The organism is Methylobacterium haplocladii (assembly GCF_007992175.1).
Lineage (GTDB): Bacteria > Pseudomonadota > Alphaproteobacteria > Rhizobiales > Beijerinckiaceae > Methylobacterium > Methylobacterium haplocladii.
The window spans coordinates 171,453-189,836 of sequence record NZ_BJZT01000013.1 but is presented as its reverse complement, the minus strand read 5'-3'; the positions used below and the strand labels follow the sequence as shown (position 1 = coordinate 189,836).

General features: G+C 68.1%; 17 protein-coding genes. 11 read left to right on the top strand and 6 right to left on the bottom strand.

Annotated elements, in window-relative coordinates; genetic code table 11:
- Positions 1 to 128: 128 nt before the first annotated feature.
- Complete coding sequence (locus MHA02_RS07355) at positions 129 to 1,133, bottom strand: TerC family protein (RefSeq protein WP_147077995.1); 1,005 nt, start codon at positions 1,131 to 1,133, stop codon at positions 129 to 131.
- 125 nt (positions 1,134 to 1,258) lie between these two features.
- Between MHA02_RS07355 and MHA02_RS07350 the strand changes: the two genes are divergently transcribed.
- Positions 1,259 to 2,557, top strand: coding sequence for a TIGR03862 family flavoprotein (locus MHA02_RS07350; RefSeq protein ID WP_373318366.1), 1,299 nt, complete (start codon positions 1,259 to 1,261; stop codon positions 2,555 to 2,557).
- Positions 2,558 to 2,564: 7 nt separating this feature from the next.
- Here the strand turns inward: MHA02_RS07350 and MHA02_RS07345 are convergent, their stop codons facing one another.
- Positions 2,565 to 3,356 (bottom strand): collagen-like protein, encoded by a 792-nt coding sequence (locus MHA02_RS07345; protein WP_147077993.1) that lies wholly within the window; start codon positions 3,354 to 3,356, stop codon positions 2,565 to 2,567.
- A 134-nt stretch (positions 3,357 to 3,490) separates the two neighbouring features.
- Here MHA02_RS07345 and MHA02_RS07340 point away from each other — a divergent pair, with 134 nt between their 5' ends.
- Positions 3,491 to 3,934: a hypothetical protein gene (locus MHA02_RS07340; protein WP_147077992.1), complete on the top strand. Its 444-nt coding sequence runs from the start codon at positions 3,491 to 3,493 to the stop codon at positions 3,932 to 3,934.
- Between the two features lie 76 nt (positions 3,935 to 4,010).
- Positions 4,011 to 5,543, top strand: a complete 1,533-nt coding sequence (locus MHA02_RS07335; RefSeq protein ID WP_147077991.1) for a malonate--CoA ligase — start codon at positions 4,011 to 4,013, stop codon at positions 5,541 to 5,543.
- 695 nt (positions 5,544 to 6,238) lie between these two features.
- Here the strand turns inward: MHA02_RS07335 and MHA02_RS07330 are convergent.
- The 3 genes from MHA02_RS07330 to MHA02_RS07320 all read right to left on the bottom strand — a co-directional run bounded on the left by MHA02_RS07330 (position 6,239) and on the right by MHA02_RS07320 (position 8,587).
- Positions 6,239 to 7,099, bottom strand: a complete 861-nt coding sequence (locus MHA02_RS07330) for a flagellar motor protein MotB (RefSeq protein ID WP_147077990.1) — start codon at positions 7,097 to 7,099, stop codon at positions 6,239 to 6,241.
- A gap of 134 nt (positions 7,100 to 7,233) precedes the next feature.
- Positions 7,234 to 8,091, bottom strand: a complete 858-nt coding sequence (gene motA, locus MHA02_RS07325; protein WP_147077989.1) for a flagellar motor stator protein MotA — start codon at positions 8,089 to 8,091, stop codon at positions 7,234 to 7,236.
- Positions 8,092 to 8,374: 283 nt separating this feature from the next.
- On the bottom strand, positions 8,375 to 8,587 hold the full coding sequence (locus tag MHA02_RS07320; protein ID WP_147077988.1) for a hypothetical protein: 213 nt from the start codon (positions 8,585 to 8,587) through the stop codon (positions 8,375 to 8,377).
- A 225-nt stretch (positions 8,588 to 8,812) separates the two neighbouring features.
- Between MHA02_RS07320 and MHA02_RS07315 the strand changes: the two genes are divergently transcribed.
- From MHA02_RS07315 to MHA02_RS07305, 3 genes are all read left to right on the top strand, one after another.
- Positions 8,813 to 9,967: a YihY/virulence factor BrkB family protein gene (locus MHA02_RS07315; protein ID WP_147077987.1), complete on the top strand. Its 1,155-nt coding sequence runs from the start codon at positions 8,813 to 8,815 to the stop codon at positions 9,965 to 9,967.
- Positions 9,968 to 10,029: 62 nt separating this feature from the next.
- Positions 10,030 to 10,443, top strand: coding sequence for a peptide-methionine (R)-S-oxide reductase MsrB (gene msrB, locus MHA02_RS07310; protein WP_147077986.1), 414 nt, complete (start codon positions 10,030 to 10,032; stop codon positions 10,441 to 10,443).
- A 279-nt stretch (positions 10,444 to 10,722) separates the two neighbouring features.
- Positions 10,723 to 11,676 carry a hypothetical protein gene (locus MHA02_RS07305; RefSeq protein WP_147077985.1) on the top strand — a complete coding sequence of 318 codons (954 nt, stop codon included), beginning with the start codon at positions 10,723 to 10,725 and terminating at the stop codon, positions 11,674 to 11,676.
- A gap of 308 nt (positions 11,677 to 11,984) precedes the next feature.
- Here MHA02_RS07305 and MHA02_RS07300 read toward each other — a convergent pair whose 3' ends face one another.
- Positions 11,985 to 12,419, bottom strand: a complete 435-nt coding sequence (locus MHA02_RS07300; protein WP_147077984.1) for a L,D-transpeptidase — start codon at positions 12,417 to 12,419, stop codon at positions 11,985 to 11,987.
- Between the two features lie 267 nt (positions 12,420 to 12,686).
- Here MHA02_RS07300 and MHA02_RS07295 point away from each other — a divergent pair, with 267 nt between their 5' ends.
- From MHA02_RS07295 to MHA02_RS07275, 5 genes are all read left to right on the top strand, one after another.
- The gene (locus tag MHA02_RS07295; protein WP_147077983.1) at positions 12,687 to 14,081 is read left to right on the top strand and encodes a dicarboxylate/amino acid:cation symporter; all 1,395 of its coding nucleotides are present in this window, start codon (positions 12,687 to 12,689) and stop codon (positions 14,079 to 14,081) included.
- Positions 14,082 to 14,100: 19 nt separating this feature from the next.
- Positions 14,101 to 15,006 (top strand): ROK family protein, encoded by a 906-nt coding sequence (locus tag MHA02_RS07290; RefSeq protein ID WP_147077982.1) that lies wholly within the window; start codon positions 14,101 to 14,103, stop codon positions 15,004 to 15,006.
- 101 nt (positions 15,007 to 15,107) lie between these two features.
- Positions 15,108 to 16,400: an aspartate aminotransferase type Ic gene (locus MHA02_RS07285; protein WP_147077981.1), complete on the top strand. Its 1,293-nt coding sequence runs from the start codon at positions 15,108 to 15,110 to the stop codon at positions 16,398 to 16,400.
- A gap of 9 nt (positions 16,401 to 16,409) precedes the next feature.
- A complete protein-coding gene (locus MHA02_RS07280) occupies positions 16,410 to 17,270 on the top strand; it encodes an N-acetylmuramoyl-L-alanine amidase family protein (protein WP_170249086.1) in 861 nt (286 codons plus the stop codon).
- Positions 17,271 to 17,336: 66 nt separating this feature from the next.
- Positions 17,337 to 18,347: an ArsR/SmtB family transcription factor gene (locus MHA02_RS07275; RefSeq protein ID WP_147077979.1), complete on the top strand. Its 1,011-nt coding sequence runs from the start codon at positions 17,337 to 17,339 to the stop codon at positions 18,345 to 18,347.
- The last annotated feature ends 37 nt before the right edge of the window (positions 18,348 to 18,384 follow it).

Sequence of the window (18,384 nt, the reverse complement as noted above, 5' to 3'; positions counted from 1 at the left end):
GGGCTCGCGGAAGGCGAGAACCCGGAACCTACGACTGGGCGCAGCGTGTCGGGTGGCTCCCGGGTTCCGCTGCGCGGCCCTGGGATGACGGACGAGACCGTATTCCGCCTCCGCAACATCGCTCCGTTTCAGACTCGGTGCGCCGCCTCTTTCGGCTCGCTCGCGACACCGCGCGTCCGCCACAGGCTGTAGACGACGCCGATCGTCAGCAGCGCCAGCGTCACCGCGAGGGAGACCCAGGGCGGCAGGTCGACGAGGCCGAGGGTGTCCGCGATCACGATCTTGGCGCCGATGAAGATCAGGATGAAGGCGAGCGCCGTCTTGAGATAGGCGAAGCGGTCGACCATCGCCGCGAGCGCGAAATAGAGCGAGCGCAGGCCGAGGATGGCGAAGATGTTCGACGTGTAGACGATGAATGGGTTCGTCGTGATGGCGAAGATCGCCGGCACGCTGTCGACGGCGAAGATGACGTCGGCGATGTTGACCGCCGTCAGCGCCAGCGCCAGCGGCGTCAGCCACAGGACCATCTTGCCTGTCTCGGGATGCGGCCGGCGCGTGACGAAGCGTTGGCCGTCCGGCTCCTTGGTGATGCGCAGGTGCCGGCGCAAAAAGCGCAGCGAGGCACTGTTCTCGATGTCGGCCTGATCTTCTTCCTTCGAAAAAAGCATCTTGAGTCCGGCATAGATCAGGAAAGCGGCGAACAAAGAGAGCACCCAGTGCGCCTGTTCGACCAAGGCCGCGCCGAGCCCGATCATCAGGCCGCGCAGCAGCACGGCGGCGAGGATGCCCCAGACCAGCACGCGGTGCTGGGCCGAGCGCGGCACGCCGAGCGCCGTCAGGATCACCGCGATGACAAAGACGTTGTCCATCGACAGCGAGTATTCGATGACCAATCCGGTCACGAACTCCTCGCCGGCCGTGCGGCCCATGTACCACCAAACCCATCCGCCGAAGGCGAGGCCGAGAACGAGATAGCAGGCGGTAAGGGTGAGGCTCTCCTTCACCCCGATCACGCGGCCCTTGTCGCGGTGGAGCAGGCCGAGGTCGAAGGCCATCAGGCTCAGGACCAGAACGTGGAAACCGAGCCACATCCAGACCGGCTGGCCGAGCCATTGAGCGTAGAGAAAATCCATCGTAGCGCGGAGCCCACTGCTTCACTGACGAGAGCATCGGCTCCGACATCACGGAAGCCTGAGAAGGCGTCCCGCCAGAGGGGCCCGCAGCCGATGGGCGCGACGTAGCGAGCGGAGTTCGGCGAATCAAGGGCAGCGCCTCGCAGGAAAGGATCGCCGGGCCACGGCTTGACAGCGCTGCCTCGACGCGGCCTGCCGCTGTGATGGAACGAGACGAGAGCATCGCGGTGGTCGGCGGCGGCCCGGCCGGGCTGGCGGCGGCCGGAGTGCTGGCCGAAGCGGGACACCGCGTCACGGTCTACGAGCGGATGCCGTCCGTCGGCCGCAAGTTCCTGCTGGCTGGACGCGGCGGGCTCAACCTCACGCATTCCGAACCGCTGACGGCCTTCCTCGACCGCTACCATCCCCGGCACCCTGCCTTACGCGCAGCGGTCGAGGCATTTCCGCCCGAGGCGCTGCGCGCGTGGTGCGAAGACCTCGGCCAGCCGACCTTCGTCGGATCGAGCGGACGGGTGTTTCCGAAGAGCTTCAAGGCGTCGCCGCTCCTGCGTGCCTGGCTCGCGCGCCTCGGCGCGCTCGGCGTCACGATCCGGCCCCGCCATCGTCTGACCGCGTGGGATGGGGGCACTTTGGCCTTCGAGGCGCCCGAGGGCGCGGTCGCGATGCGGCCGCGCGCCACACTCCTCGCCCTCGGTGGCGCGAGTTGGCCGCGGCTCGGCTCGGACGGGGCCTGGGTTCCGCTGCTCGAAGGCCGTGGCGTGGCGGTCGAGCCGCTGCGGCCCGCGAATGTCGGTTTCTCGGTAGCTTGGTCCGAGCACTTTTCGGGTCGGTTCGCCGGTGAGCCGGTCAAGCGCATCGGCCTCAGGCTCGGCGACCGGGCGGTGCGCGGCGAGGCGGTGATAACGATCGAGGGCATCGAGGGCGGCGCGGTCTACGCGCTCTCGCGCCACATCCGCGAGGCGATCCACGCCGGCGACGGGGCCACAATCGTTCTCGACCTGCGCCCCGACCTCGACGTCGAGACACTGGCCCGGCGTCTCGGCGATCCGAAACCCGGCGCTTCGCTGGCGACGCGGCTGCGCAAGGCCGCTGGGCTCAGTCCCGTCGCGGCCGGGCTTCTGCGCGAGGCGCATGGCCTGAACCTGCCGGACGCGCCCGACGCAATCGCGCAAATGATCAAGGCTGCGCCCCTGCGGCTCTTGGAGCCGCGCCCGATCGCCAGGGCCATCTCGACCGCCGGCGGCGTCTCCTTCGCCGGGCTCGATGGGCGCTTCATGCTGCAGGCGCATCCCGGCACCTTCGTCGCCGGCGAGATGCTCGACTGGGAGGCCCCGACCGGCGGCTACCTGCTGCAGGCAGCCTTCGCCGGCGGACGCGCCGCCGCCGCCGGCATGATCGACTGGCTGCGCGAGACCGGCGGCTGAGCCGCCGTCATGGCCTGGTGCAGAAGGCCGCCATGCCCTCGCCGCCCGCCGGACAGGCGGCCGTCGCCGTGCCGCCCGCACTGGCACGGTAGGTCGGGGTGGCGCTGCCGAAGCAGTAGGCGGAAACTAGCACCTCACCGCTGTCGCAGGCGAGCTCGCAGCCTGTGTCGGGACACGTGCCGGACCGGAGGGCACGAAGGGACGCCGCCGCGGGTCCGGTCGGACCCTGCGCGCCTGCCTCACCGCTGGAACCGGCGTCACCCTTCGGTCCGAGATCGCCCTTCGCCCCAGCTTCACCTCTCGCGCCCGGCGCACCGGCCACCCCGGGCGCTCCCTCGACGCCCTGCGGACCGGGCGGCCCCTGAACACCGGCCACGCCCTGCGGACCGGTCGGCCCCGGCTCGCCCTTGGGGCCAGCCTCGCCCTCGGGCGCGCAATTGGCGATCACCGCCTCGCGCTCGTCCTCCCCGGCCTTCAGCGCGGCGACGCAGGTGCGGGGGCGGTAGGGCAGCTTGAACACGAAGCGGCCGCGGCTGTCGGCGGCCACCGAGATCTCGTCGTCGAGGATGACGACGAGGCCGCCCTTGCGCACGCTGCCGGAGATGCGCAGGTCCCCCGCTTCGATCCGGGCGTCGTAGACCATGATCGGCTGCGCGGGCTGCTGCGGCCGGCGCGCGCGGGACTTCGATGAGGCCGCGTCCGGCTGGGCCTGGGGCGCCGGTGCCGGGGGCTGCTGAGCGAGAGCGGGCGATGCCGCCGAGAGTATCAGCGCCAGGGCTGCAACCACGCGCTCGATCATGACATCGACTCCCTCTCCAGGATGGGTCCGCACCTGCGGCCCCGCTCGCGTCCGGGTCAAGCCTGCATCGCAGCGCCGGATCGGGCCGTGAAACGGCCTCGACTTCGGCCCGGCCCTGCGTAAAGAGTGCGCCCATGATCCGCACTGCCCTCGCCTGCCTCCTGCTCCTGTCGACCGCCGCGCGGGCCGACGAATGCGATACCCTCGTGGGACAGATCGCCCAGGCGACGGGTGCCAAGAAGGTCGGAAAGCGGGTCGGCCCCAGCGTCGACGTGAAGGCCGCGAGCGGGCTCAAGATCGACGTCACCTGCCGCGCCGAGCCGATCGTTCAGGTCGCCTCCTCGGAGCCGAGCCCTTCGGCCGCCTATTATCGCGACCTGTCGATCGCCGGCGGGCTCGCGATCGGCGTACCGCCCGCCACCGTCGAGGCCGCCCTGGTGCGGGCCTACGAGACGGCGCTCCGCGAGCGGCGCAAGTCCTTCATCCAGCAGAGCGGCTGGTCGGCGAGCTGCTATGCCGATCCGGGCTCGTCGTCGCTGCGCACGCTCTGCTCGGTCGGCCGCATCCCGCCCGGCTGAGGTTCTCCAAGGCTTGAACGCGGCGCAGAACCGCGCCAAGCCGGTCGGCGGGACCTGACACGCCGACGACACGCCCATGGCCAACCATCTCTTCGACCTCGTGCGGGCGCATCTGCCGCCGGAGCCGGCTGCAAAACCCGTCATCGAGACGCCGGACGGCACCCGCTACAGCTATGCCGACCTCATCGCGCGCTCGGGCGCCTATGCCTCGGCGTTGGTCGCCCAGGGCGTGAAGCCCGGCGACCGTGTCGCGGTACAGGGCGAGAAGAGCCCGGAGGTGGTGTTTCTTTTTCTCGGCGCCGTGCGGGCCGGGGCGGTCTTCCTGCCGCTGAACACGGCCTATACCGAGCGGGAGATCGCCTATTTCCTCGGCGATGCCGAGCCGGCGGTCTTCGTCTGCGAGCCGAGCCGCGCCGAGGCCCTCGGACCGGTCACGCGCGAGGCCGGTGTCGCGAAATTGCTGACGCTCGGCGCCGACGGCCGCGGCAGCCTGAGCGAGGCGGCCGATGCGGCCGCGGCCGACTTCGCCGACGTGGCGCGCGAGGCCGACGACCTCGCCGCGATCCTCTACACCTCCGGCACGACGGGGCGCTCCAAGGGCGCCATGCTGAGCCACGCCAACCTCGCCTCGAACGCGCTGACGCTCGCCGAGACCTGGCGCTTCACCGCCGACGATGTGCTGATCCACGCCCTGCCGGTGTTCCACACCCACGGCCTCTTCGTGGCGACCAATGTCGCGCTTGTCGCCGGTGCGACGATGCTCTGGCTGCCGCGGCTCGACGCGGGGCAGATCCTCTCGGTGATGCCGCGGGCCACCGCGATGATGGGGGTGCCGACCTTCTACACGCGGCTGCTGAAGGAGCCCGGCCTGACGCGGGAGGCGACCGCCCACATGCGTCTGTTCGTGTCGGGCTCGGCGCCGCTGCTCGCCGAGACGCATCGCGACTGGTCCGCGCGCACGGGCCACGCGATCCTCGAGCGCTACGGCATGACCGAGACCAACATGAACACCTCGAACCCCTATGACGGCGAGCGCATCGCCGGCACCGTGGGCTTCCCCCTGCCCGACGTGGCGCTCCGCGTCGTCGATCCCGAGACCGGCGCGGCCCTGCCCGACGGCGCGGTCGGCATGATCGAGGTGAAGGGCCCGAACGTCTTCAAGGGCTACTGGCGCATGCCCGAGAAGACGGCGGCCGAGTTCAGGGAAGACGGCTTCTTCGTCACCGGCGATCTCGGCAAGGTCGATGCCCGCGGCTACGTCCACATCGTCGGGCGCGGCAAGGACCTGATCATCACCGGCGGCTACAACGTCTACCCGAAGGAAATCGAGACCGAGATCGACGCGCTCCCCGGTGTCGTCGAGTCGGCGGTCATCGGCCTGCCCCATGCGGATTTCGGCGAGGGCGTCACCGCGATCGTCGTCGCCCGCCCGGAGGCGCGGGACGAGGCCGCGATCCTCAAGGCCCTCGAAGGCCGTCTCGCCCGGTTCAAGCAGCCCAAGCGCGTGCTCTTCGCCGACGACCTGCCGCGCAACGCCATGGGCAAGGTGCAGAAGAACGTTTTGCGGGAGACGCATGGGGCGTTGTACGGCGGTTCCAGCCGGTCGTGACGCCGTTCGGCATACCGGACGATCGGGACGGACGTCCCGCCCGTCCCAGGCCGTCCCACGGACCGGACTGCCCCGAACGGTTCCGCTCCGGCTCGCGCACGCCAGCCGTCGCGAGACGGTTGACGGCGTGACGGTTGTTTGCTATTATTCCTATAAATGCGGAAATTTGTCTTACGATCCGGTGTGATGGGCATGCGGATCGTGACGTCATTGACTATTGGGCTCGCTCGACCGGCTGCCTGCGATCCATGCCTGCCACACCGACAGCCGTCGGCGCTTCCCTGAAGCATCCATTCGTCAGCCATCCAGAGACTTCGGCTCGGGGTGGGGAGCAGGCTTCAGCGCGGCGACCGAAACCGGACCTTCCGCAACCGACCCCGTCGTTCCCGTCCCGAGACGCGATGCCCGGGAGCGGACGTCTCGCCATGCACCTCCTGCGGCCGCTGGGACGACGAGGCTTTCGGTAGCGGCGCGGAACCGGATCGCGCGACCCGGCCAATCGGCTTGGGCCGAGCAGCGGAGTTCGCGCATCGTTCGGCTTTCGGAGGAGGAACACGTCCTCGCTCCGGCGAAGGCTTGTCACGCTCGGCCGGTTCGACAGGGCCGGCGTCGGTGATTTGGGACTCGAACCTGTCTGCTGCGTCCGTGCGCCCTGTGGCTGCAATCAGCCCGAGGGTTTCCGAGGCGCCTCGTCGTCAGCGAAAGGCGTTCGTGGGCACCGGCGGGCTCGCATTGAGCAGCGTGATCGTCACCCGTCGGTTCGGCGCGATGTAGGGATTGTCGGGGAAGACCGGCATGGTGTCGGCGCGTCCCACCACGGAATCGAAGTTGTCGGCGGGAACCCCGGCACCCGACAGGATCTCGCGCACGGCGAGCGCACGCCCGGCGGTCAGGTTCCAGGGTTCGCCAGCCCGCGTCGAGCCTGGGCGGGCGGCGGCCGTGTGGCCGGTTATGGACAGGCGGTTGGGCAGCCGGCGCATGGCAGGCGCGAGCGCCTCCAATACGCGACGGGTGCGCTCGAAGGGGTCGACGGAGCCCTCGCGGAACATGGAGCGGCCGTCCTCGTCCACGAGGGAAACGTTCACACCCTCCTTGGTCTGCTCGATCACGATGTTGCGCGACAGCTCGGCAATGTCGGGCATCTTCTGGAGCGCCTGCCGGAGGCTGGCTATGGCGCTGTCGTTGGCCTGCACGCTGGCGTCCGAGCGGCTGGCATCGAGATCGCGGGCGCGCTTCTGACTGGCCGGGCGCGATCTGTCCTTCTGCTCGGCAGAGCCCGTCTCCACGTCGACGGGCGTGGACGGCTTGTTGCCTGACGTGTCCAGGGCGGTGCCGTACAGCATTCCGCCGGCGCCGCTGTTTGCAGGGCTGATATTCCCCGGCGCGAAATATTCCGCCAAGCCGACTTTCTGCTCCTGCGTCGTCATGCTGATCAGCCACATCAGCAGAAAGAACGCCATCATTGCGGTCACGAAGTCCGCATAGGCGATCTTCCAGGCCCCACCGTGGTGTGCATGTGCGGCCTTCTTGACCTTCTTGACAATGATCGTGGTCATCGGGTCCCCACTGGAGATTGGATTAAATCTAGAGCCGCATCCGGCCTGATCGCATCAGGCCGGATACGGCTCTAGGCCATTGTCATGACGCGCTTTCTTTCAACCGACCGGCATCCACTCGGTCGGAAAGCGCTTTAGGCGGGCAGAGCGGCGGTTGCTTCTTCCACTTCGCTGAAGCTGGGGCGGACGTCGCTCATCAGAGACTTGCGGGCAAATTCTATGGCCATCACCGGCGGCTGGCCGCCGATGTGAGCGAGGAGACCCGTCTTGAGCGAAAGGAAGTATTTGGATTCGGCCTCGAAGAGGCTCTTGAGCGACTGCGCCATGGGCCCGAAGAAGCCATAGGCGACGAAGACGCCGAAGAAGGTGCCGACGAGCGCACCGCCGATCAGATGTCCCAGCACCTCCGGCGGCTCTTTGATCGCCCCCATCGTCTTTATCACGCCGAGCACGGCGGCGACGATGCCGAGCGCCGGCGTTCCGTCGGCAAGCGACTGCATGGACGAAACGATACGCTCCTGCTCCTGGTGGTGCGTCTCCAGTTCCTCATCCATGAGCGCTTCGATCTGGTAGGGGTTGTCGACGCCCAGCGTCACCATACGCATGTAGTCGCAGACGAACTCGACCGCGTGATGGTTCGCTGCGAAGGTCGGGAAGGCGTTGAACAGCGTCGACTCGCCCGGATTTTCGATGTGCGGCTCGAGCGCCATCGAACCCTTCTGCTTCGCGAGTTTGTACAAAGTATACTGCATTCCCAGCAGTTCGACATAGCATTGCTGTGTGTATTTGGGGCCCTTCACCAACGTGAGCAGCATGGCGGGCACAGCCTTGAGCACAGGCCCGATGTTGCCGATGATGAAGGCGCCGATCGCTGCACCGAGGATGATGACGAACTCGAACGGCTGCCAGAGGACTTCCAGGTGGCCGCCCATCTGCGCGTAGCTGCCGAAGACGCAGGCGAAGACGATGAGTGTGCCGACGATCAGCCGCATAATTCGCCATCCTTGCGCGGCGGCAGATACAGCCCGCACGAAGTTACCAACGATCAGACAAGTCACTGATCTCGGTTAACGGCGAGTTTAAACGCGTGGGCTGAGCCCGGCGGCAACGTCCGCTGTCATCCATTCGCCCTCGTCAGCGGACCGGCCGAAATCGACCCGAACTGGATCGTCTGCCCCGATTTCCCCAACCGAGACACGCCAGACCCGGGGCCGGCGCGGAACATCGCCCTCGGGCTTGGTCCGATGCGCTCGCGTCGCGGCGGAAGAGTGCACCTCAATCGTGCGTCATCATCTCCCGGGCTAGCTCGGATGGCGTCAACGGCGCCGCCACGCGTTCGGCCGAGGGAGGATTGGCAACGCTCCGGTCGATGAAAGCATTCCGGCGGTCGATGGCGGCGGCGAAGACGGTCAGTGCGACGAACCCGGCAGCAGTGACAAGATGCCAGTCGCGTGCCGGCAGATGAGCATGCAAAGACATCGTGCGCATGGCTAAAATCCTTTTTCGTCGGCTCGTTCTCTATTGCGAGAGACTATGGAACGTGGGACCGAGCGCAATTCGAGACTCGTTTACCGAGCCTTCGCGGAAGGCGAAGGCGGCGGAGGCCGAGACCGCAGCGCGCTTTCCTCAGGCTTCCGCTTGTGCGCAAGGAACAGCCAAGCCTGATTGCCGGTTGAACCCGGTCGCTCGAACCCCTGGCGTCTCGATCCCACCATGCCGTCGTCCTCCCCTTCCCCGCCCGATCGCAACGGCGAGGCGACCTCCGTTTTGTGGACGCTGGCGCTCGGCGCAGCGCTGATCGCGGTGGCCGCAAGTCCGAGGCGGCTGCCGGCCCAATGCGGCTCCGACGAGACGCCGAAGCGTCGCGAGAAAAACGGCGGGGCGCATTCACACGAGGGTCGGACCGCGCGCTGGGTCGCGGCGACGCAGGCCGATCGCGGCCGGGGCGCCAAGGACCCTACCGAGATCCCGGCGTCGGGCTGGAAGGACATCGCCGTCCGCGTCTTCCAGGAGTTCAACAAGGACCGCGTACTCTCGGTGGCGGCCGGCGTCACCTTCTACACGCTGCTGTCGCTGTTCCCGGCCATCGCCGCGCTGGTGACCTGCTACGGCCTGTTCTCGGATGCCAACACCATCAACGAGCATCTCGCGGCCATGCAGGGCGTGCTGCCGGACAGTGCCATCGAGATCGTCGGGGGGCAGGTGAAGCGCATCGCGGCGAAGGGCGGCGGCACGCTGGGGCTGACCTTCTTCACCAGCCTCGTGCTCTCGGTGTGGAGCGCGAACGCGGCCATGAAGGCGATGTTCGATGCGCTGAACGTGGTCTACGAGGAGGAGGAGAAGCGCAACTTCTTCTGGCTGAACCTGCGCTCGCTCACCTTCACCATCGGCGCGCTGATCTTCGTGATCGTCGCGCTCTCCGCGATCGTCGTCCTGCCGCTGGTGTTCAACTTTGTCGGCCTCGGCGACGGCGCCTGGGCGATCGCCGCCCTGCGCTGGCCGGCGCTGCTGGTCGTCATCCTCGGCGCGCTCACCGTGCTCTATCGCTACGGCCCGAGCCGCGAGCCGGCGCGCTGGCGCTGGGTCGGCCTCGGGGGGGCGGTGGCGGGGGTGCTCTGGATCGCCGCCTCGATCCTCTTTTCCTGGTACGTCGCGAGCTTCGGCTCCTACAACGAGACCTACGGCTCGCTCGGCGCGGTGATCGCCTTCATGACCTGGATCTGGATCTCGGCGACGATCGTGCTGCTCGGCGGCGAGATCAACGCGGAGATCGAGCACCAGACCGGGCATGATTCCACCACCGGCCGCGAGCGGGCGCTCGGCGAGCGCGAGGCCCGCATGGCCGACACCGTCGGTGCGGCAGCCTGAAGCGCTCGCTGGATCGACTGCCCGACCCCATATCCCGACAACGAAAACCATGGAGGAACGGCATGGCCGAAACCGGCACGATCAGCCCGCCCGAGGCCCGAAGCGACGCCGAGTGGCGCGAGGCGCTCAGCCCCGAGCAGTACCGCGTCCTGCGCGAGCACGGCACGGAGCGAGCGGGCACCAGCTGCCTGAATGCCGAGAAGCGCAGGGGCACCTTCACCTGCGTCGGTTGCGGCGCGCCGCTGTTCGAGACCGGCACCAAATACGAATCCGGCAGCGGCTGGCCGAGCTTCTTCGCGCCCCTCGAAGGCGCCGTCGACACCACGGTAGATCGCAGCCACGGGATGGCGCGCACCGAGGTGCACTGCGCGCGCTGCCAGGGCCATCTCGGTCACGTCTTCGATGACGGTCCGGCGCCGACCGGCCTTCGCTACTGCATGAACGGCGTTGCCATGCACTTCGAGCCGGCGGATTGATCCAACCGACCCTCGCACGGCCGTTCGATGGGGACGGCAGGGTCGATGCCCCGGTAACGCAAAGTGAACCGTCTTGATTTCGACGGCGTTTCGCTTAGCGGTTAAGGGCATAGAGATGCCGAGCGGTTGCACGTCATCGGGTTCACATCGACGGCACGATGCCGGCGACGCGAACCTGATGAGCGGATCCGGGCCGGGCGGTTCGTCGCGGATGCGACGGCCAGCCCGGATCGGGATGTCGAACCGCTCGACATCGAACCCCGCGGGGAGGTTGAGCGTATGAGTGTCGTCCGGCGTTTTCTGATTGCTCCGTCGCTTGTGCGACTGATTCGCAAGGAGCGCGGCGGCGCCCGCATCACGGAAGGCTATTTCGCTCCACAGGCAGGCCGAACCTCCTACGTCAGGATCGACGGGCAGGATTGTCACCTCGTGCTCGTCACAACCGACGCCGAGGGCCGTTCGAAGGAGGAGCGCACGGAGGTGCCGCGTGCCCACGGCGATGCCCTCCTCGACGTCTGCTCCGGCAAGGCGGCCTATGAGCGTACGACCGTCCCGTTGGGCGGCCGCGACGTTCAGATCGACCGCTACGTCACGCCGGCCGGCCTCGATATCGCCAGCGTCACCTTCGACGACGAGGCGGCGTCGAAGGCCTTCCTCGCACCGGCCTGGTTCGGTACCGACGTCTCGGCGGAGGCAGGCTACGACCGCCATGCCGTCGCCATTCAGGGCGTGCCGCCGTCGCCCGAGATCGGTCTGAGCAATGCCGCCCTGAATGCCGTGCTTGACCTGATCGAGCCGCGTTTCGGTTTCGGGAACAAGCCGTTGCGGCGGCCTTCCACCACCGAGACCCCGGCGGCGGCCCCGCTGGCACCGGCACCCGCTCCGGTTGCGCCACCGCCCCCGGCGCCCGTCGCGGAGGCGTCCTCCCCGGAGCCGGCCGAGTCTCCGGCACCCATGGAGGTCAAGGCAGCCGAGCCGGCCGTCGAGACTCCGCCGCCTGTGGCACACGAGGCTCCCAAGCCGGGAGCGCCCCCGGCATCGGTCGAGATGAAGCCCGTCGCCGCAGCGTCGGAGGACAAGGGCGATGCGCGGATCGATGACGTGATCGAGAGCCTGTCGCAGGCTCTGAGCGCCGCGATCCAGCAGCCGAAGGAGCCGGCCAAGGACGACGCTCTCGGCGGCTCGTTCGAGCGTTGGACCGTTCGGCCCCGCCGCACCAACCAGCAGACCTGATCCGGTCGCACCGAAGGCGGCCTACGCGGCGCTTCGGCCGGGTTTGGTGGATATCGAAGCCGATACGGACAGAGGCCGCCGCTCGATGTCTCTTCCGTTCGGGCGGTTCGGCATCAGGACCTCCGCTTCGCCGACGGTGAGGATCGCAACGACCTCGCCGCCGGTACGGAAGAGTGGCCTCATCCGAAGAGGCCTGTCCCATGGAGGGGACACGGCTCGGATCGATGTGACCAGCCAAAAACGGATATCTGTTTCGCTTTATTGCGCGACGGATCGAACAGCATCCACACGCCCGGGTCGCAGGACGATCAACGGATGACCACCTGCGTTCCATACGCCCGGGTCAGCGCGTAGAGCGCCGCGGCATTGCCCGGCGCGAGCCGGATGCAGCCATGGCTCGCCTGACGGCCGAGATGTCCGACGGCATAGGTGCCGTGGATTGCGTAGCCGCCGCGAAAGAACATCGAATAGGGCATCGGCGAGTTGTGATACTTCTTCGAGTAGTGCATCCGCGCCATATGGCCGACGCGATAACTTCCGCTCGGCGTCACGTAACCTTGTCTGGCGGTGGAGATCGGCCAGTCATGCGCGAGCACGCCGTTCACGTAGACACGCATCCGCTGGCTCGACTTGCTGACCTGGGCCACGACACCGGCCTCCGCGGGAGCGGCCGAGACGAAGACGAGCGCACACAACGAGAGAACGGCCGGAACGGCCCGCTTGAAAAAGCTGGAGAAGGACACGGGGAACTCCGCGGTGAGCAGTCGCCGCCATCGAAGCTCTTGTATCGACGAGACAATACCCGTCCTACGCGAAAGCTCGGCGTCGCCGTTACTCGTGCCACCAAGTCGTGTGGCGGAAAAGAGGCAGCGCCACAGTCTCGACAACTTTCTCGCATGCGGAATGCGGTGGAACTACCGACATACCGTTGAGCGGAAACGGCAAACCCGCTAGCGTCGTCGACAGGCCCGCAAGAGGCCAACACCAACGAGTGTTAACGGCGAGGAAACATGGCCCAGTCGATGACGCATGCTCCGGGCGCGGCTGCCCCCGCCGGACAACACACACCTTGGTACAAGGTCCTGTATATCCAGGTACTGATCGCCATCGCGCTCGGCATCCTGCTCGGCTGGCTCTCCCCCGACTGGGGCAAGTCGATGAAGTGGATGGGCGACGGTTTCATCGCGCTCATCAAGATGATGATCGCGCCGATCATTTTCTGCACCATCGTCCACGGCATCGCCTCGATCGGCGACCTCAAGAAGGTCGGGCGCGTCGGCCTCAAGGCGCTGATCTACTTCGAGGTGGTCTCGAGCGTCGCGCTGCTCATCGGCATCGTCGTCGGCGAGGTCGTCCGGCCCGGCGCCGGCTTCGGCGCCGACATCAGCAAGCTCGATGCGAAGGCCGTCGAGGGTTACGCCAGCAAGGCCGCGGCGGATTCGACCATCGCCCACATCCTCGGCATCATCCCCAAGAGCTTCTTCGAGGCGCTGGCCGGCGGCGACCTGCTGCAAGTGCTGCTGATCTCGATCCTCACCGGCGTCGTGCTTACCGGCATGGGCGCCAAGGGCGAGAGCATCACCCACGGCATCGACGCCGCGGGACAGGTGTTCTTCCGCATCATCGGCATCGTCGTGAAGCTCGCGCCGATCGGCGCCTTCGGCGCGATGGCCTTCACGGTGGGCCAGTACGGCATCGGCAAGGTCATCGATCTCGCCTGGCTGGTCGGCACCTTCTACACCACCTCGCTGCTGTTCATCTTCGTGGTCCTCGGCGGGATCGCGGCCTTCGCCGGCTTCTCGATCTTCAAGTTCCTCGCCTTCATCAAGGACGAGTTGCTGATCGTGCTCGGCACCTCCTCATCCGAGACCGTGCTGCCGCACATGATGACGAAGATGAAGCGCCTCGGCGCCTCGGATTCGGTCGTCGGCCTCGTCATCCCGACGGGCTATTCGTTCAACCTCGACGGCACCAACATCTACATGACGCTCACCACGCTGTTCCTGGCGCAGGCGGTGGGCGCCGACCTGACGTTCGGGCAGTATGCGACGATCTTCCTGGTCGCGATGCTGACCTCGAAAGGCGCCTCGGGCGTTACCGGCGCGGGCTTCATCACCCTGGCCGCCACACTCGCCGCAATCCCCGGAAACCCGGTTCCGGTGGCAGCGATGACCCTGGTGCTCGGCGTCGACAAGTTCATGTCGGAGTGCCGCGCGCTGACCAACCTCATCGGCAACGGCGTCGCCACGGTGGTGGTGTCACGCTGGGAGGGCGAGCTCGACCGGGAGAAGCTGCGTCAGGTGATGGAGCATCCGATCGCCATCGGCACCGACATCTCCGATCACTCCCCGGACGCCCCTTCGCAGGTGGGCACGGAAGGACCGCGGATCGTGGCGGCACAGTAGCCGCTCCGTCTTGCAGCGGATGCGCATCGGCATCGATCTCGGCGGCACCAAGATCGCCGGGATCGCGCTGGCGGCGGATGGCAGGACGCTCGCCGCGCAGCGCCGTCCGACGCCGCGGGGCGACTATGCCGGGTCGCTCGCCGCCATTGCCGGGCTGGTCGCCGATCTCGAGAGGGAAGCGGGGGTTACCGCCGGCAGCGTCGGGATCGGCATGCCCGGCGCGGTCTCGCCGGCCACGGGCCTCATCAAGAACGCCAACTCGACGTGGCTGATCGGCAGGCCGTTCGAAGCCGACGTCGCGCAGGTGCTCGGCCGGCCGGTGCGCGTCGAGAACGACGCCAACTGCCTCGCGGTCTCCGAGGCCACCGACGGCGCCGGAGCCGGCGCGCATCTCGTCTGGGCCGTGATCCTCGGCACCGGCATCGGCTCGGGCATCGCCATCGACGGGCGCCCGCTCTCGGGTCGCGGCCGTGTCAGCGGCGAGTGGGGACACAATCCCCTGCCCTGGCCCCGCGACGACGAGCGCCCCGGCCAGGCCTGTTATTGCGGCCGGCGCGGCTGCATCGAGACATGGCTCTCCGGCCCGGCGCTCGCTGCCGACCACGCGCGCCGCACGGGGCAATCCCTCGGCGGCGAGGCGATCGTCGCGGCCATGCGCGCCGGCGATCCGAAGGCCCGCGACACCTTCGCCACCTACCTCGACCGCATGGGCCGCGCCGTCGCCCATGTCGTGAACATCCTCGACCCGGACGTGATCGTGCTCGGCGGCGGCCTCTCGAACGTGCCGGAACTGGTCGCCGGCCTGCCTGCGGCAATCAGGCCGCACGTCTTCTCCGACGTATTCGATACGCCGGTCCGGGCGAGCCTGCACGACGACGCCTCGGGTGTGCGCGGTGCGGCCTGGCTCTGGGATGCGCCCATCTGAGCGCTGCATGGGAGCGTTCCGTGACCGCTCCCTACACAGAGGCACCGGCCGCTTGTATGGGGAACCCGATCCCGCCCCTGCCCTCCGCGTTTGAGGTACCGATGACGACCCTCACCAGCCTGGATTCCGAAGCGCTGAATCGCCTGCACGACACGGTGCGGGCCGAGTACGAAGCCTTCAAGGCGCGCGGGCTGAAGCTCGACATGACCCGCGGCAAGCCCTCGCCCGAGCAGCTCGATCTCTCGAACCCGATGCTGACCCTGCCCGGCAACGGTGACTTCTTCGCCGAGGGCAACGTCGACGCGCGCAATTACGGCGGCCTGCAGGGCCTGCCCGAGACCCGCGCGCTGTTCTCGCAGATGGTCCAGGCCCCGGCCGATCAGATCGTCGTCGGCGACAATTCGAGCCTCGCGCTGATGCACGGCACCATCGCCGCCGCACTGCTGAAGGGCGTGCCCGGCTCGAAGGCGCCCTGGAGCGACGGCGCTCCGACCTTCCTCTGCCCGGTTCCCGGCTACGACCGTCACTTCGCGATCTGCGAGGAGTTCGGCATCCGCATGATCCCGGTGCCGATGACCGGCCAAGGCCCGGACATGGACGCGGTGGAGCGCCTCGTCGCCGACCCGGCCGTGAAGGGCATCTGGTGCGTGCCCAAGTACTCGAATCCCTCGGGCGAAACCTACTCCGAAGAGACCTCGCGCCGCCTCGCCGCGATGGAGACCGCCGCGCCGGACTTCCGGATCATGTGGGACAATGCCTACTCGGTCCATCACCTCACCCAGGACCACCACACCGTCCCCGACATCCTCGCGCTCTGCGCCGAGGCGGGGAACCCGGACCGGGCCTTCATCTTCGCCTCGACCTCGAAGGTGACCCTCGCCGGCGCCGGCCTCGCCTTCTTCGCGAGCTCGCCCGAGAACGTGCGCTGGTATCTCGAGCGCGCCTCCTTCCGCACGATCGGTCCGGACAAGCTCAACCAGCTCCGCCACGTCCGCTTCCTGAAGGACGATGCCGGGCTGGAGCGGCACATGGCGGCGCAGGCCGCGATCATCGCGCCGAAGTTCGAGGCGCTGCTCGAAACCCTGGAGGCGAAGCTCGGCGGCACGGGTGCTGCCGAATGGCTGCGGCCGGCCGGCGGCTATTTCGTCACCGTCGACACCGTCGAGGGCACCGCCAAACGGATCGTCACCCTCGCCAAGGAGGCCGGCATCGCCCTGACCCCGGCCGGCGCGACCTCGCCCTACGGCCGCGACCCGCACGATCGGACCCTGCGCCTCGCGCCGACCTTCCCGTCGCTGTCGGACGTCCGCGCCGCCTCCGAGGGCATCGCGCTCTGCATCCTGCTGGCGGCGATCGAGAAGCAGACCGGCGACGCACCCGGCCTGAGCGCCTGATCGCCCCCGGTGCAAGCGAGGCCCGGTTCGTGTGGCAACCAGGCCTCGCTTGCATCGCTTGCGTCACACCTTAAACGGGTATCGACGAGGCAATACGGGCGACGATTCCGCATGCGCAGCGGCCGGCTTGCGACGATCGCTGCGTTCGGCGCATTCCTGCTGGCGAACGCCATGCCGGCCTCCGCGCAGTGCGAACGGGCAGCGTTCCGGATCGTCCTCGACGTCGGCCACAGTCCCGAATCGCCCGGCGCCACGAGCGCACGCGGCATCGACGAATATCGCTTCAATCTAAGCCTCGCCGCAATCATCGAGGCGCATCTGGTCCGGCAGGGTTACGCCGAGACGAGGCAGATGCTGTCCGACGGCGGCCGGGCCGGGCTCGGGCTGCGCGCTGCAAAGGCGAATGCCCTCGAACCCAACCTATTCCTCTCGGTCCACCACGATTCCGTACAGAAGACCTACCTGAAGAGCTGGGTGGTCGATGGCGCCGAGCAGAAGTTCAGTGATCGCTTCGCGGGCTGGTCGCTGTTCGTGTCGCGGGCCAATGGACGTTTTCGCGAAAGTGCGGCCTTCGCAACGGTGCTGGCGGATCGGCTGCTCGATGCCGGGCTACCCTTCACCACCCATCACGCCGAAGCCATCCGCGGCGAGAACCGCCGCTTCCTCGACGCCGCGCGCGGCATCTATCGCTTCGACGAGCTCGCAGTGCTCAAGGCGACGGAAGCGCCGGCGGTCCTGATGGAAGCCGGACTCATCATCAACCGGGACGAGGAGCAGCGGCTCGCAGGCCCGGAACGGCAGAACCGTATCGCCCGGGCGGTGACGGGGGCCGTCGACGCCTTCTGCGCGTTGCAACCGCCTTTACGTTAGGCTCCGCGAAAAAACACGATCCGAAAGCGCTTGCCAACGGCTCGTGGCGAACATAAAGATATCTTTATGTCTAATACGAACCAGGATAGCGCGGCCTCGATCCCGTTCGCGGAAGCGGTCGGCATGCTGCGCGCCGTCGCCGAGGAGACGCGGCTGCGTATCCTGGCGCTGCTCGCCGACGGCGAACTCTCCGTCACCGACCTCACCGACATCCTGGGCCAGTCGCAGCCGCGCATCTCGCGCCACCTCAAGCTCCTCGTCGAGGCCGGGCTGGTGGAGCGTCACCGCGAAGGCGCTTGGGCGTTCTTCCGGTTGCGCGAAGGGCGGGCCGGCCTGATCGATCCGATGATCGCCGGTCTCGACCGCACGAACGCGCCGCTCTCCGAGGATCGCGCCCGGCTGGAGGCCGTTCGCGACCAGCGCGCCGAGTCGGCTCAGGCCTTCTTCGCGCGGCTGGCTCCGAAATGGGATCGCCTGCGCTCGCTTCATGTGCCGGAGGCGACGGTGGAGGCGGCCGTGTGCGATGCCCTCGGCGAGCGGCCGATCCGCAGCCTCGTCGATCTCGGCACCGGCACCGGCCGCATGCTCGGATTGCTCGCACCGCTGGCGGCCCGCGCGACCGGGCTCGATTCGAGCCACGCGATGCTCTCGGTGGCGCGGGCCAACCTGGAGCAGGCCGGCCTCGCCAGGGTCGATCTGCGCCAGGGCGACATCCACGCGCCGCCCTTCGGCCGCGGTGCATTCGACCTCGTCGTGGTGCATCAGGTGCTGCACTACCTCGACGATCCGGCGCGTGCCCTGCGCGAAGCCGTGCGCCTCGTCGCCCCGGGCGGCCGGCTGCTGGTGGTCGACTTCGCGCCGCACAGCCTCGAACATCTGCGCGAGACCCAGGCCCACCGCCGCCTCGGCTTCGCAGCCGATCAGGTCGCGAACTGGCTCGTCGAGTCCGGTCTCGACCGCGTCGAGCACCGCGACATCGCGCCGACCGATGGGACCGAACATCCGTTGACGGTGACCCTCTGGCTCGCCGAGGACATCGCCGTCACCGCCCTGAATTCCGAACGCGCCGTTGCCTGACGCTGCGACCGCGCGAAACCCTATCCCGGCTCGTCTG